Source organism: Rhodococcus sp. NJ-530 (assembly GCF_003860625.1).
GTDB lineage: Bacteria > Actinomycetota > Actinomycetes > Mycobacteriales > Mycobacteriaceae > Rhodococcus_F > Rhodococcus_F qingshengii.
The window spans coordinates 3,717,164-3,731,439 of the sequence record NZ_CP034152.1 but is presented as its reverse complement, the minus strand read 5'-3'; the positions used below and the strand labels follow the sequence as shown (position 1 = coordinate 3,731,439).

The window sequence follows — 14,276 nt, the reverse complement described above, 5'->3', positions numbered from 1 at the left end:
GGGTTTTCGTCTCCTACTGTAGTCGCATGTCCGACGCAGTTGTGGCCAGGCTTACAGTCTGTCCGGTATGTAGTGTTGCGACACCCCTCGACGCTTCGCGGACGCGATATGTGAAGCTACTTCGGTGAGCAGCATTCAGGTCGCAGACCAGACTTTCATCGCCGCCCCGCCCGAGCGGGTCGCCGAACTGTTGTCCTCGCGCGCGCAGTGGCGTCGCTGGTTCAGTGATCTCGAGCTCGAAGTCCGGGAAGATCGCGGTCCCGCAGGATTCCGTTGGGGAGTGTCCGGTCAGCTGGTCGGCACCATGGAGGTGTGGCTCGAACCGGTCATGGACGGGACGATCGCGCACTACTTCCTGCACTGTGAGCCGGTCGGCGTATCGCCGTCCGATCTGGCGACCCTCGACCTCGCCGGGATGAACCGCAATCGTCGGGTCGATGGCAAGGTCATGTCGTTCCAGCTCAAGCGCGAACTCGAAGCGGGACGTGCCGCCGGAGTAGCACCGGACTGATAATCGAAGCACTGCACGTTGTGCAGGTTCTGGACTTTTGACGAAGGAAGGTAGCGCAGTCGTATGGCCGAGAAGACCAAGGGGTTGATCAGCATCGACGCTCCTGCCGACGCCGTGATGGACGTCATCGCCGATTTCGAGCGGTACCCCGAGTGGGTGGCCGCGGCGAAGTCCGTCGAGGTGACGGCGCCGGGACAGGGCGGCCGCGCGGACCGAGTACGTTTCGTCCTCGACGCGGGGATGGTGAAGGACACCTACGAACTGCAGTATTCGTGGGCACCGGACGGTATGGCGGTGAGTTGGGAGCTGATCTCGGGCGAGATTCAGAAGTCCCAATTCGGTTCGTACACACTCGAGCCCGGCCCGAACGGCACCACGTCGGTCACCTACGAGTTGACGGTCGACCTGACGATTCCGATGATCGGACTGTTCAAGCGCAAGGCCGAGAAGATCATCACCGACACAGCTCTGAAGGAACTGAAGAAGCGAGTCGAGGGCTGAGTGCCGGAGCAACGATCGCGCGTCCAACTGTTCGTCGGTAAAGGCGGAGTAGGCACGACGACGCTTGCCGCAGCGACTGCTGTGTCGGCTGCGACCGATGGGGCGAGAGTGCTGCTCGTGTCGATCGATCAGGCAGGTTCTCTTGCAGACGTCCTGGGCGTGCCGAATCCGCGAACGACCACATCTCTCACCGAGCGTCTCGACGTCCGGCAACTCGACACGTCAGCGCTCCTCGAGGACAAGTTCCGAGGATTGTCGGGGTTGATCGACGCTGCAGGAACTTTCGGAGCGGGAGATCACGAACACGGTTCGTCGTTCGAGGGCTTGGAACCGGAAGAGTTGACGGGATCCCTGGGCATCCAAGACATGCTCGGGCTCGCCGAGATCGTCGACCTCTCGGACAGCGGCGACTACGACCTCGTGATCGTGGACTGTCCGGCCGCCGCCGAAGCGCTGCGGATACTCGGCTCGCCGTCGATGGTGTCGGAGTATCTCGAGCGATTGTGGCCGCGGCACAGGCGGATGGTCGCTGTGACAGGTACGGACATGCGGCTGCTCCTGCTCGTGTCCGTCGTCGAACGCGTGCTCGCGTCGGTGGATCGGATCGCGGTTCACCTCTCGGATCGGGAGAACACCGGCGTGCGTGTGGTGACGTCGGCCGACGGCGTGTCGGTCGCGGCGACTCGTCGGACGTTGTCCGGGCTGGCTCTGGCCGGGTTGCGAGTTGACGGGATTGTGGTCAACAACCTTGTCCCGCAGTTCAACTCGTCCGCCGGGAAGGGTGTCGACGATTCACCGGCGGCGCAGTGGCTCGCGTCGATCCGGGCGGCTCAGGCACTCGTCGTGGACGAACTGCGTGGATCAACCGATGGAATGTCCGTCACAACGGTCGAACGCGCTTGCGCCGAACCGGTAGGGTTGGCCGCTCTGGGCGAGATCGCGGCCACGTTCGAGGGTGGAGCGGGCACGGATTCGGGCACCGTCGGTACCGCGGACAACATCGTGGTGTCGTTGGAGTCCGGGACCGGAGTCGATTCGGTGTACGTGATGCGGATGTACCTTCCGCTCGTGGATCCGTCGTCGTTGTCGTTGGGCCGGGTGGAGGACGATGTGCTGGTGGGAGCAGACGGCGTACGACGCAGAGTTCGTTTGGCGTCGGTGCTGCGTCGTTGTGTCGTGAACGGGGCGGAGTTGGACGGCAGTTACCTGATCATCCGGTTCAGCCCGGATCCCGCGGTGTGGCCGGTATGAGCGAAGAGCACGAGCGCCTCGTCGCGGAGTTTCGCGCGCTGGCGGAAACCGTTCTGACGCGCCTGGAACCGGTGCTGCAGAAGGCCGCAGCAGCGACGGCAGACGTTGCGAGTGACTCGGCGTCCACGGACACGCAGCCGGTGTTCACCGGCTGCAGCTGGTGCCCGGTGTGCGCCCTCGCCGCACTGGTTCGCGGTGAGCACCACGAACTGTTGGCATTCCTCGCGGGTCAAGCAGCAGCATTCCTTGCGTTGCTTCGTGAGATTCTCGACGAGTTTCTCGGGGGGCCGTCAGGTCCCGATCGTGGACCGGACGGCGGTCCGACGACGCCAGGTGCGGAGCGAACTCGCACGGCGGCATTTGTCCCGATCAACGTGACGGTCAAGGACTGACTCAGTACCCCGGGTAGAGCGAACGGCCCGAGATGAGCACAATCGACACAATGGTCACCGACGCACGAGGCACCGATTCAGGGTGCGCACTCCAGCGGACGCCGCTCGCGCGGGAATCGTCGCGATGAGCGCGCGCCGCTTGAAAGCGGTCTCCGACTCCACCATGGACGACATCTTGACGGTCGGCATCGACGTCGGCGGGACGAGTATCAGGGCCTCCGTCGTGGACGTCGACGGACAAGTGCTCGAGATGATTCAAGCCCCGACCCCGCAGTCGGCCAGGGCACTCGAAGACGGTCTCGATCGCGTCGTGCGCGAATTGGTCACCAGGCACGAGGTATCGGCCGTGGGGTTGGCGGTCGCCGGCTTCATCACCTCCGATCGAAGCTCGGTTCGGTTCGCTCCGCACTTGCCATGGGTGGACGCGCCGGTCGGAAGTGACTTGAGCAAGCGGCTCGGCTTGCCGGTCGTTCTCGAACACGACGCCAATGCAGCGGCGTTCGCGGAGCACCGATTCGGCGCGGCCGCAGGTGGCCGCAATGTCGTGATGGTGGCAATCGGGACCGGCATCGGTGGTGCGCTGCTGATCAACGGTGAGCTGTACCGGGGGAGTCACGGCGTCGCCCCCGAACTGGGCCACATCCAGGTCGTTCCGGGCGGGCGTCAGTGCGCGTGTGGCAAACGTGGGTGTTGGGAGCGCTATTGCAGCGGAACGGCGCTCGTCGACACGGCAATCGAACTGCTTGCCGCCGACCCGGCCGCGTCGACGGTCCTGGCGCGTGAGGTTGCGGTGGATCCTGGTTCGCTCACCGGTCGCCGGATCGCCAACGCCGCGCAGGACGGTGACCCACTCGCGCTGGCAACGATCGCCGAGTTCACCCGTTGGCTGGCCGTGGGTCTGGCCATGGTCGGTGACGTCTACGATCCCGATCTGGTCGTGATCGCCGGCGGCGTCGCGAGTTCTGCCCCACTGTTTCTCGACGACGCCCGCGAGCAGTACGCGACATTGTTGACCGGGGCGAAGCACCGCCCACTGGCCCGCATCCGTTCCGCTCAGCTGGGCGAAGCTGCGGGCATGGTCGGCGCCGCCGCATTGGCCCGATCGGTAGTGCCTCAGGATCTCGGTGGGGTCGACGGCGCTGGAACCACGTCTGCCGGACTGTGATCGGGTCGATCCTGCAGGGGCGTGTGTAGCGGGGGTTACCGGTCGGCAGTAAGGTCGTACTCAGCGAAATTCAGCTGTGAATGGGAGGGACGCCGTGTGGTATTGGCTCTTCAAGTATGTGTTGCTGGGGCCGATTCTCTGGCTGCTCGGGCGTCCGACGGTCAAGGGTCACGAGAACATTCCGACTGACGGGGCGGCCATTCTGGCCAGCAATCACCAGGCGGTTCTGGACTCGTTCTACCTTCCGCTTCGCGTCAACCGCCGCATCACGTTCCTTGCCAAGAGTGAGTACTTCACCGGTTCCGGTCTGAAGGGCGCTTTCCAGAAGTGGTTCTTCACCGCGGTCGGTCAGGTCCCCATCGACCGAACCGGTGCAGACGCGGCGCAGGATGCACTCAACGCCGGTCTCAAGGTCCTCGGTTCGGGCAGCCTGCTGGGTATCTACCCCGAGGGGACGCGCTCGCCTGACGGTCGCCTCTACAAGGGCAAGACCGGAATGGCGCGCCTCGCACTTGAATCGGGCGTCAAGGTGATCCCGGTAGCGATGGTCGGCACCGACAAGATGAATCCGATCGGCTCACGGATGTGGCGTCCCGCCAAGGTCACCGTGATCGTCGGCGAACCCATCGATTTCTCCCGCTTCGAAGGCATGGGCGGAAACCGCTTCGTCGAGCGCGCTGTGACCGACGAGGTGATGTACAAGTTGATGAAACTCTCCGGCCAGGAGTACGTGGACATCTACGCGGCAAGCCTCAAGAACCAGGCGCCCACGAAACCCGAAGCTGCCGTCGACGTTCCGGCGGAAGGCGGCGAGTCGGTTGTCGATCTCGTGGCCTCGGCCGAGTCGAAGGAATCCGCGAAGACCGACAAGGATTCGCTCCCGGACGCACAAGCCAGCTAGAGATTTCCCACACCGGCCGCACGCGCATTGGCTCCAGAGCCGGCGCGTGCGGCATAGTTTTCGGACGTGCGCTACTTCTACGACTGTGAATTCATCGAAGACGGTCGAACCATCGATCTCGTGTCCATCGGCGTTGTCTGTGAGGACGGCCGAGAGTATTACGCGGTTTCGACGGAGTTCGATCCCGCCCGTGCCGGTAGTTGGGTGCGCAAGAACGTGCTGCCGAAGTTGCCGCAGCCTTCGTCGCCGCTGTGGAAATCACGCGAGAAGATCCGCGACGATCTTCTGAAATTCTTCGTTCCGCGGCCGATGGTGGTTCCGGAGCTCTGGGCGTGGGTCGCCGCCTACGACCACGTCGCGCTGTGCCAGTTGTGGGGCGATATGACCGAACTACCGCAGTCGATGCCGCGGTACACCCGCGAACTCCGACAGTTCTGGGAAGACAACGGCAGTCCTGCCCTCCCGTCGGCGCCCGCCGACGCACACGACGCACTTGCCGACGCCAGGCACAACCTCGTGAAGTTCGACGCCATTTCGGCTGCACGGTCACTTCGCTGACCCAGGTTTCGGTGCGCGGGAAGTGTTCCGATTGGGCTGCGATCGAGAGCCTGTGTGACGCGCCGACGAGCGAGCGAATATCCTGTAGAGGTGAACTGGACTGTCGACGTGCCGATCGACCGCTTGCCCGAACTCCCGCCGCTGCCTGCCGGACTGCGTAAGCAGCTCGACGAGGCGCTCGCGAAGCCCGCTGCTCAGCAGCCCTCGTGGCCCGCTGACCAGGCGGCCGCCATGCGGACTGTGCTCGAGAGCGTGCCTCCCATCACGGTGGCCAGCGAAGTCGAGGCGCTGCAAGAGCGTCTCGCGCAGGTCGCGCGTGGTGAGGCATTTCTGCTCCAGGGCGGTGACTGCGCCGAGACCTTCGCGGACAACACCGAGCCGCACATCAAGGGAAACATCCGCACGTTGCTGCAGATGGCCGTCGTGCTCACCTACGGTTCCTCGATGCCGGTCGTCAAGGTCGCTCGCATCGCCGGCCAGTACGCCAAACCGCGCTCGGCCGACATCGACTCGTTGGGTCTGAAGTCCTACCGCGGCGACATGATCAACTCGCTCGTCGCCGACGAGGCAGTCCGCGCCCACGATCCTTCGCGACTGGTGCGTGCATACGCCAACGCCAGCGCCGCGATGAACCTGGTTCGCGCACTCACCGGCGCCGGCATGGCCGACCTGCACAAGGTGCACGATTGGAACCGCGAATTCGTCGCAGCGTCTCCCGCGGGCGCACGCTACGAGCAACTGGCAGCCGAGATCGACCGCGGCCTGCAGTTCATGAACGCGTGTGGCGTCACCGATCCGAGCCTGCACCAGGCACAGATCTTTGCCAGCCACGAGGCCCTGGTTCTCGACTACGAGCGCGCGATGCTGCGTCTCGACAACGACAGCGATCACCCCAAGCTCTACGACCTGTCGGCTCACTTCCTCTGGATCGGTGACCGCACTCGTCAGCTCGACGGCGCGCACATCGCCTTCGCCGAGTTGGTGTCCAACCCGATCGGCCTCAAGATCGGCCCGAGCACGACGCCGGAAATGGCGGTGGAATACGTCGAGCGTCTCGACCCCACCAACAAGCCAGGTCGTCTGACTCTGATCTCGCGCATGGGCAACGGCAAGGTCCGCGACCTGCTGCCGGCGATCATCGAGAAGGTCCAAGCCACCGGTCACCAGGTCATCTGGCAGTGCGATCCGATGCACGGCAACACCCACGAAGCCTCCACCGGGTACAAGACGCGCCACTTCGACCGCATCGTCGACGAGGTTCAGGGATTCTTCGAGGTCCACAACGGTCTCGGCACGCATCCGGGTGGCATCCACGTCGAGCTGACCGGTGAGAACGTCACCGAGTGCCTCGGCGGCGCGCAGGACATCTCCGACCTCGATCTCGGCGGTCGCTACGAGACGGCGTGCGACCCCCGATTGAACACCCAACAGTCGTTGGAGCTCGCGTTCCTCGTGGCCGAGATGCTGCGAGGCTGAAACCTTGCTTCGCCGAAGCTGATTCGCGCCCGGCATCGATTTTCGGCAAACGCCCTCACCCGCTCGCGCAGGTGGGGGCGTTCGCTATTGCGTGAATCGTGTGACGAATCGGCGCTGCCAGGGCATTTCGACGGCGCGAGGTGAGTAACGTGCGCGAACGTACGCGGTGGCGTCCTTACTGGGCACTCCGTCCATGACGGCAAGAGCGGCCAACGCTGTTCCGGTGCGGCCGTATCCACCACCGCACGCGATCTCGACTCTTTCGGTTTCCGAGCGCACCCACACTTCGTGCAAGGCCCTGCGCAGCGCATCGGGATCGCTCGGCAACCAGAAATCTCGCCAGCGGACCCACTCCGACTCCCACTCGGTGTCGGGAGGTTCTTTGCCGGTCAGATAGACGCCGAAGGTGGGGAGAGGTCCGGAAGGAAGCGGATTGCGGAGTCCTCGACCCCGAATCGATCTCCCCGACGGCAAGTCGAGTATCCCAATGCTCTCGGGTTCCCACGTGGCCATGAATTCAGATTAGGCCGAAGCGGACTGTCAGGGAATTGCGACGACGCTGATGTCGGTGCCCTTGGCAACGAGGTCGTTCTTGACGCTCTGGCTGATGATGACCGAGCTGTCGTTCTGGGTGAGCTGACGCACGGTGATCTCGAGGCCGAGGCGGCCGAGTTCTTCGCGTGCTGAAGAGACGGAGCGGCCGATCAGCGAGGGAACCTTGACGGAATCGGAGATGAGCAGAACCACGGAGGTGCCGGCGTTGACGGAGGACCCGACTGCGGGATCGGTGCCGATCACGCTACCGCCCTCGACGGCGTCGTCGAACGTTGTTCTGGTGGTGCTGACTGAGATGCCTACCTTGTCGAGGGTGGCGCGCGCAGCGTTCTCGGACATGCCCTTCACATCGGGAATGTCCACGGGCGGTGACCCTTTGGATGTAATGACCTTGACCGAGGAGCCCACGGCAACTTCGGTTCCCGGTGCCGGGTCGAGCGCGGCCACGCCGCCGATCGGGATCTTGGAGCTGAATGTGTCCCCGCCGTCGACCGCGACGAGAGTGCGGTCGGCGAGTTGTGCGCCCAGGGCCGAGACGTCGCCGCCGGCCGGAATGGGCGGGACAGTCGGACGCCCGAGCGAAGTCAGCAGCGCGACGGTCGAGCCTTTGGTAACCCTGGAGCCGGAGGCCGGGTCTGTCCCGATCACCGTGTCGATGGGTTCGGCGTCGGAGTACTGACCCTGGACGTCGGGGGAGAGCCCGGCGTCCTGCAGAGCGGTGACCGCAGTGTCCTTGGTCAGCCCGTCGATCGAGGGAACGGCTGTATAGCGGCCCGATCCCATCCACCATCCGCCGAAGCCCAACGCGAGCGCGAGGACCGCGATGACGAGCAGCCAGATCAGGGTGGCTCGTCGCGATTTACGACGTGCCTCGACAAAATGAGCATGCGGATCGTCGTGCCCCGGGTGGTCGTCGCCGAAATCGGAACCGTCGTCGAAATCCGAGTCACCGTCGACCGTCGCCGGACGAGCAGTTTGTGCGGTGACCGCGCGAGTGTGCTGGATACCGCCAGGGGGAGGAGAGCCCGTGCCGAGCGCCGTGGTGGCTGCCACAGCCGGGGCCACGCCGGACGCCAATACCGTCGTGGCAGCAGGGTTCGGGCGCGCAGCAGAGTTCGGATGTACCTCCGTGGGAGGCGCGGGCGCCGGTTGTGGCCGGGCCGGGGCAACTTGCGCGCTCTGGTGCTGGGCGCTTCGACGCGGAGCGGGAACGCGGTATGACGGAAGTTCCAGTTGCTCGCTCACACTGCGAAGTGCAGCTGCCATCTCACCGGCGTCGGCGAAACGATGTGCGGGCTCGCGGTGAGTGGCTTCGGCAACCAGACGATCGAACTGCGCCGGTACACCGGGGATACGTGAACCTGGGCGCGGGACATCGTCGTGGATGCGTTGGTAGGCGATGGAGAGTGACGTATCGCCGGTGAACGGTGTTGTACCGGTGAGAAGTTCGAACATCAACACGCCGGTGGAATAGACGTCGCTTCGAGTGTCGGCAATTCCTGACGTCACCTGTTCCGGCGACAGATAGGCCGCGGTGCCGAGGATCACGCTGTTGGAGGTGGTGGTTGCTGCCGCAGCTGCACGCACCAATCCGAAGTCGGCGATCTTCACTTCGCCGGTGTCCGAGATCAAGATGTTCTCGGGTTTGACGTCACGGTGCACCAGTCCCGCTCGATGCGCCACCGCCAACGCGTCCAGGACAGGTGCCACGACTGCAGCGACTGCGTGTGGCGGCATCGGTCCGCGCTCACGAAGGAGTTCACGCAAGGTTCCGCCGTCGACGAGTTCCATCACGAGGAACACGTGATTGCGATCGCTGCCTTGGTCGTAGACGGCCACAAGGGCCGGATGCTTGAGTCGGGCCACGGCCCGGGCCTCGAACTCGAAACGAGTCAGGAACGCTGGATCGCCGGCGAATTGCGGGTCCATCACCTTGATCGCGACAGGTCGATCCAACCGTGTATCGAGGCCTCGATACACGGTCGACATACCGCCGCGCGCGATCGGTGCGTCCACTCGATAGCGGCGCTCGAGCATTTCGCCGATCAACCCTCGACCTCCGTAATGACTGTTCCTCCGTGCTTGCGATCTGTCTGCTTGCGGTCTAGGTGGTAGCTGTCGGCATGTGGGTGGTTGTTTACCGCGTACTGGCTCCCGCAGTGAGGGCACCCATTTACATCCACCGCGAAATCCCGGTTACTGATACGCCGCATCCCGTCCATCGTAGCCAGCGATACCGACGCGGAAGTCTCGAGAACGTCACAGAGCGCTGTGACCTGAGCGGAGCGGCAGTTTCGAGCACTGCACCGGGCGGTACACAGCGGGCTCGCCGGACCGGATAAACTTCTCGCGGTGAGCGCGATTCCTTATTGTGATGATGTCCTGGATTCTTCGGTTTCCCTGTTCCAGCTGGTGGATGTGGCGAAGAACGTCGGGTTGCCGGTGAGCAAGGTTCACCAGTTGCTTCGCGATCACAAGATCATCGCAGTCAAGCGGCATGGCGTTCTCGGTGTCCCCGAAGTGTTCTTCGGCGAGGACGGCCAGATCGTCAAGTGGCTGCCCGGTCTGCTGGCGGTGCTGCACGACGGCGGCTACACCGATGTCGAAATCCTCCGCTGGTTGTTCCTGGCCGACGATTCCCTGCCGGGGCGCCCGGTGGACGCACTGCATGGTGATCTCGCGCGTGAGGTCATCCGCCGCGCACAGGCCATGGCTTTCTGAGCTGCCGGCCTTCTGACAACTCACCGCATGCGGTTTTTCGCCGCGTAGGTTGCCGACCGGACCAGACCCGGCGCAGCGACTCGAAGTCGCGTGCGTCCTGGAACGGACACACGTCGATGCAGTATCCGGAAGTCGGCGCGCTCGACCTGGTCGAGAATTGCTCCGTACAACACGAAAGCCGTGCGGATCGACGGCTGGACCCGCCGATCGAGCATCGGGATGCCAGATTCGGCAGACCGATACCGCCCCCGCGTCACGGCAATGAAGTGTGCCAGCGCGCGCTTGACCCGAACGTCCACCGTTCCGGTTCTGCGCCCGTGCTCGAGCATCTCGATGTCGACCCCGAATGCGGCGAACTCGCCCGCCGGTAGATACAGACGTCCCCGGTCGAGGTCTTCACCGACGTCGCGGATGAAGTTGGTCAGCTGAAACGCCTCACCGAGATTCGACGCGGGCACTACCGCTTCCTGCTGCGGAACGCTCACTCCGAGAATCGGGAGCATCTGCAAACCGATGACGACGGCAGAGCCGTACATGTACTCGCTGAGTTCGTCCATCGTGTTGTAAACAGGTCGAAACTTCGCCGTGTCGGGGGCGTCCATCCGCATGGACTCGAAGAAGGCGTCGAAATATGCGCGCGGGATGTCGAACGTCTTCACAGCATCCGCGAAGGCCGGGAGTACGCGTGTCAGGTCGAGGGGAACCGTCGACGGGAAGCCACCTGTCGCAGTGGGGTTGTCGAGTGCGTTGACGGCTGCACGTTCGACGTCGGCGAGCACCGTGCCTCGTTCATGCGGACCCGAGGGTTCGTCCACGATGTCGTCGACGACGCGAGCAAATGCGTAGAGCGCGTGAACTGCGCGGCGTCGAGGTACGGGCAACAACCGGGTGGCCAGAAAGTACGTTCGGCCGTGTTCCCTCGTCACGTCCTCGCAGAATTCATAGGACGCAGGCAGTGCGTTCATGACACGCGGATCACGCAGATCCTGACGTCGAGGGCGCCGAGGCGGCTGACGTCATTTCGATCGGTTTCTCGTGTTTGCGTCCACGAAGTCGCAGTGGGTCTTCCGTCTGCAAGGACATCGCCGCGATCACGGCAGCGACGATGGCCAGAGCCACGTGCGGGAAGGTGTAGAGGCCGATCGATCCGTCCGGCTGGAACACCAGCATCAGCCAGGTGGACAGCCCGGTCAGTACGGCGAGAGTCGTCGGCGACATTGCGAAACCGGCAGCTACTGCCAGTGGCCAGGAGTAGTACCAGGGGAGTGCTGCGGGGGACAGAACGACGATGGCGACCATCACGATCACGATGCCCATGACGGCGTCGCGCTCGGTCTTGCGGTAGCGCCACCACACGACGGCGATGATCGCGATCAACACAACCGCCGAGATGGTCCGGGAGACTTCGAGGATGTCGTTGAAATGGTCGCCGGCGAACCAGGAGGTTGCCATGGTTCCGATGTGCGCCACGATCGTGGGCAGCGAGAGCCAGTTGATGATCTTTGCCGAACCGGAGAGTGCCGTCGTCCAGCCGAGGCCGACTCCGGCGATCAGTGAGGTGGATCCGAGTACCGCCACGAACACCGCGAAACCTGCGCCGGCCGTTTTGACGAACGATCGGATCGGTGACGCCGGTTCTCGCCCGGCCGCTGCGGCGTCCTCCCGCTCGTGGATCATCCAGATCCAGACTATGAAGGGAAGTGCGACGCCTGCGGTTGCCTTGATCGCGACGGCGAGCGCGATCAGCCCGATGCCGAAGAGGTGCTTGCGTTCGAGAGCGAGCGCAATGCCTGCGGCCATGAGGCCGACCATGAGCATCTCGTTGTGAACGCCGCCGATCAGGTGGATCAGGACGAGGGGATTGAGTACTGCGAGCCACAGGGCGATCGAGGTGTTTCCGCCGAGCTTCGTCGCGAGATGGGGAACGGCCCACATCATCAGGGCGAGTCCGGGGAGCATCGTGATCCGCAACAGCATCGTGCCGGCGATGACGTTCTCACCGGTCAGCCGAACGATGGCGTCGGCAAGGAGAAGGTGAACCGGACCGTACGGGGTAGTTGTCGTCGTCCACACGTTTGAGACGTTGTCGAGCAGGATTCCCGGATTGACGACGGGGCCGACGGCATACGGGTCGAAGCCGTTGCGCAACAACGCGCCTTGCGCCAGGTAGGAGTAGGCGTCACGGCTGAACATGGGCACCGCGAACAGCAGCGGAAACGTCCAGACCGGGACGACGTAGCGCAATCCGCGCAACGAGACGTCACCGCGCAGAGTCGAGCGGCCCAGTCGAACCCAGGCGGCGATCATGCACAGGACACCGATCCAGACGATGGCCGCCGACAGAATCGATCCGTGGCCGAAACGGAGCCAGGACAGATGCATCGACTCGAGCAGCGGATCTTGGCGCCGGACGCTACCGGCACCGAATCCGCCGAAAGTGATCATGACTGCGCCGAAGAAACCGAGCAGTGCACTGTGACCTTCGGGAGTCCGAAGGAAATTGGCGGCCCTTAGGTGCCACGGTCTTTCAGTGGCTGCGGCAGAGGACGTCATCGGTGCAGGTTCCTCCCCCGAGGAGATCGGTGTCGATCGGCGCATGCAGCGCCCGAGTCGGTGAATCGTGGATGAATGGTCGGTTACGAGGGGCTAGTTTAGTTGCTCGCACGAGTGCCCACCGCGCTGGCTCGCTCCCGTGTACCGGTAATACGTTCGGCGGCGAGTCGTCCGGACAGCAGAACGGTCGGTACTCCCACCCCCGGAACGGTTCCCGATCCGGCGAGAACGACGTTGTCGAAGCCGCGGGCGAGGTTCTTGCGTCGGAACGGCCCCGTCTGGGTGAAGGTGTGTGACGCCGCGAACGGGCTACCCGCGGCCATGCCCTTCTCGAGCCAGGTCTGCGGGGTGTCGATGTGATCGATATCGAACCCCTCCACCAGTCCCGTGTAGCCACGTTCTTGCAGCGTGAGGATGATTTCACGCACGTAGGCCGGGCCGAGAACTTCCCAGTCGAGCCTTGCACTGTCCAGATTCGGGCACGGCGCGAGGACTGACAGCGGTTCACGGATTCGGCCGTCTCGCGAGAAGGCCAGGCTCGGATCGGTCTGTGCCGGTCGGGTGACGAGCAGTGACGGATCACTCATCAGTCGCCCGCGGCCGCGGCGTGCCGTGATCTCGGCGAAGGTACGCTTCCACGCCTCGCCGAAGTCGATCATGTGGTGTCGCTGCGCGGGCCATTCGTCGGCGACCGCGGAGGAAACAGTGCCGTGAATCACGACAGCGGACGGCGATGTACGCACCGGGCGCGGACGCAATCGCGTATGCGGGCGCAACAGCGAGTCCGTGACGGCCATGTCGGGAGTGAGGACGGCGGCGTCACAGTAGAAGCGCTCGCCGTCGCGTGTGTGAACGGTGTGCACGCGCCGATCGCTCACCACGAGGCGTTCGACAGTGCGGCCGAGATGCAGAATTCCGCCGGCCTCGGTGAAGGCGTCGGCCATCGACTCGGCGATCGTGCGCATCCCGCCCTCGGGGAAGTAGACGCCGAGTGAGGTGTCCATGTGAGCGATCGCCCCGTACACCGCGAGGGCCCGAGACGGAGCAACGCCCGCATACAGCGCTTGGAAGGTGAAGATCCGCCGGAGGCGAGGGTCGCGGATCTTGCGATCCACCTGCCCGCCCAGTTTCCCGAATCCTCCCAGTGCGACGAGCCGGCTCAGATCTTTGACTGCGTCACGCGAATTGACCAGTCCGAGGGGAGAATCGAAGTCGGCGTCCATGAAGCGGTCGAATTCCGCGTCGAAGATCCGGTTCAGCCATCGCCGCAACGCACGGTATCGCTGCGCTTCTTCCGGCCCGCAGACACGGGAGACCTCGGCAGCCATGTCTTCTGGATCGGCGTGGACATCGAGAGCGGTGCCGTCTGCGAATCGCGCGTGGTACGTCGGGTCGAGCTTGTGCACAACGAATTTGGGGTTTGTCGAGGCTGGGTCGGCACCGACGGCGGCAAGCGCGTCTTCGACGAGTTCGGGCATCGTGAGCACCGTTGCGCCGTTGTCGATGCTGTAGTCATTGCCCTGGTAGACACCGACTCGCCCACCGACCGAGCTGTTGCTCTCGAGAATCGTGACGTCGCGGCCGGCGCCACGCAGATACAACCCCGCAGACAGTCCGGCAAGTCCCGCGCCGACGATCACGACTCGATCGGTCGGCGAGCTGACGGTTCGAGTGCGGTGCACGTGTGCCACA

14 protein-coding genes are annotated in these 14,276 nt (G+C 64.2%); 9 read left to right on the top strand and 5 right to left on the bottom strand.

From position 1 onward, the window contains the following. The first annotated feature begins 124 nt into the window (after positions 1-124). The 8 genes from EHW12_RS17285 (at position 125) to EHW12_RS17250 (ending at position 6,755) form a co-directional block, all read left to right on the top strand. A complete protein-coding gene (locus EHW12_RS17285) occupies positions 125-511 on the top strand; it encodes a polyketide cyclase / dehydrase and lipid transport (RefSeq protein ID WP_125051258.1) in 387 nt (128 codons plus the stop codon). A gap of 63 nt (positions 512-574) precedes the next feature. After that, positions 575-1,012 (top strand): SRPBCC family protein, encoded by a 438-nt coding sequence (locus EHW12_RS17280; protein ID WP_003941701.1) that lies wholly within the window; start codon positions 575-577, stop codon positions 1,010-1,012. Next, positions 1,013-2,263, top strand: a complete 1,251-nt coding sequence (locus EHW12_RS17275) for an ArsA-related P-loop ATPase (protein WP_125051256.1) — start codon at positions 1,013-1,015, stop codon at positions 2,261-2,263. After that, on the top strand, positions 2,260-2,655 hold the full coding sequence (locus tag EHW12_RS17270) for a hypothetical protein (RefSeq protein WP_042453569.1): 396 nt from the start codon (positions 2,260-2,262) through the stop codon (positions 2,653-2,655). Before EHW12_RS17275 ends, EHW12_RS17270 begins: the two co-directional genes overlap by 4 nt. Positions 2,656-2,779: 124 nt before the next feature. Then, entirely contained in the window at positions 2,780-3,820 is a 1,041-nt protein-coding gene (locus tag EHW12_RS17265) for an ROK family protein (RefSeq protein WP_020969875.1), read from the top strand. 94 nt (positions 3,821-3,914) lie between these two features. Next, on the top strand, positions 3,915-4,721 hold the full coding sequence (locus EHW12_RS17260) for a lysophospholipid acyltransferase family protein (RefSeq protein ID WP_029538272.1): 807 nt from the start codon (positions 3,915-3,917) through the stop codon (positions 4,719-4,721). A 66-nt stretch (positions 4,722-4,787) separates the two neighbouring features. Beyond that, positions 4,788-5,279: a polyadenylate-specific 3'-exoribonuclease AS gene (locus tag EHW12_RS17255; protein ID WP_003941683.1), complete on the top strand. Its 492-nt coding sequence runs from the start codon at positions 4,788-4,790 to the stop codon at positions 5,277-5,279. A gap of 90 nt (positions 5,280-5,369) precedes the next feature. Next, positions 5,370-6,755, top strand: coding sequence for a 3-deoxy-7-phosphoheptulonate synthase class II (locus EHW12_RS17250; RefSeq protein WP_007730070.1), 1,386 nt, complete (start codon positions 5,370-5,372; stop codon positions 6,753-6,755). Between the two features lie 84 nt (positions 6,756-6,839). Here the strand turns inward: EHW12_RS17250 and EHW12_RS17245 are convergent, their stop codons facing one another. Further along, positions 6,840-7,268, bottom strand: coding sequence for a protein-tyrosine phosphatase family protein (locus EHW12_RS17245; RefSeq protein WP_003941706.1), 429 nt, complete (start codon positions 7,266-7,268; stop codon positions 6,840-6,842). A gap of 27 nt (positions 7,269-7,295) precedes the next feature. Then, positions 7,296-9,359 carry a Stk1 family PASTA domain-containing Ser/Thr kinase gene (gene pknB / locus EHW12_RS17240; RefSeq protein WP_125051254.1) on the bottom strand — a complete coding sequence of 688 codons (2,064 nt, stop codon included), beginning with the start codon at positions 9,357-9,359 and terminating at the stop codon, positions 7,296-7,298. Between the two features lie 303 nt (positions 9,360-9,662). Between pknB and EHW12_RS17235 the strand changes: the two genes are divergently transcribed. Next, positions 9,663-10,031 carry an Rv2175c family DNA-binding protein gene (locus EHW12_RS17235; RefSeq protein WP_003941747.1) on the top strand — a complete coding sequence of 123 codons (369 nt, stop codon included), beginning with the start codon at positions 9,663-9,665 and terminating at the stop codon, positions 10,029-10,031. A gap of 20 nt (positions 10,032-10,051) precedes the next feature. Here EHW12_RS17235 and EHW12_RS17230 read toward each other — a convergent pair whose 3' ends face one another. The 3 genes from EHW12_RS17230 to crtI form a co-directional block, all read right to left on the bottom strand. Then, positions 10,052-10,996, bottom strand: coding sequence for a phytoene/squalene synthase family protein (locus tag EHW12_RS17230; protein ID WP_007730072.1), 945 nt, complete (start codon positions 10,994-10,996; stop codon positions 10,052-10,054). 10 nt (positions 10,997-11,006) lie between these two features. Further along, positions 11,007-12,584 carry an alpha-(1->6)-mannopyranosyltransferase A gene (locus EHW12_RS17225; protein WP_003941737.1) on the bottom strand — a complete coding sequence of 526 codons (1,578 nt, stop codon included), beginning with the start codon at positions 12,582-12,584 and terminating at the stop codon, positions 11,007-11,009. 98 nt (positions 12,585-12,682) lie between these two features. Then, entirely contained in the window at positions 12,683-14,275 is a 1,593-nt protein-coding gene (gene crtI / locus EHW12_RS17220; protein ID WP_125051252.1) for a phytoene desaturase family protein, read from the bottom strand. Position 14,276: the final 1 nt, after the last annotated feature.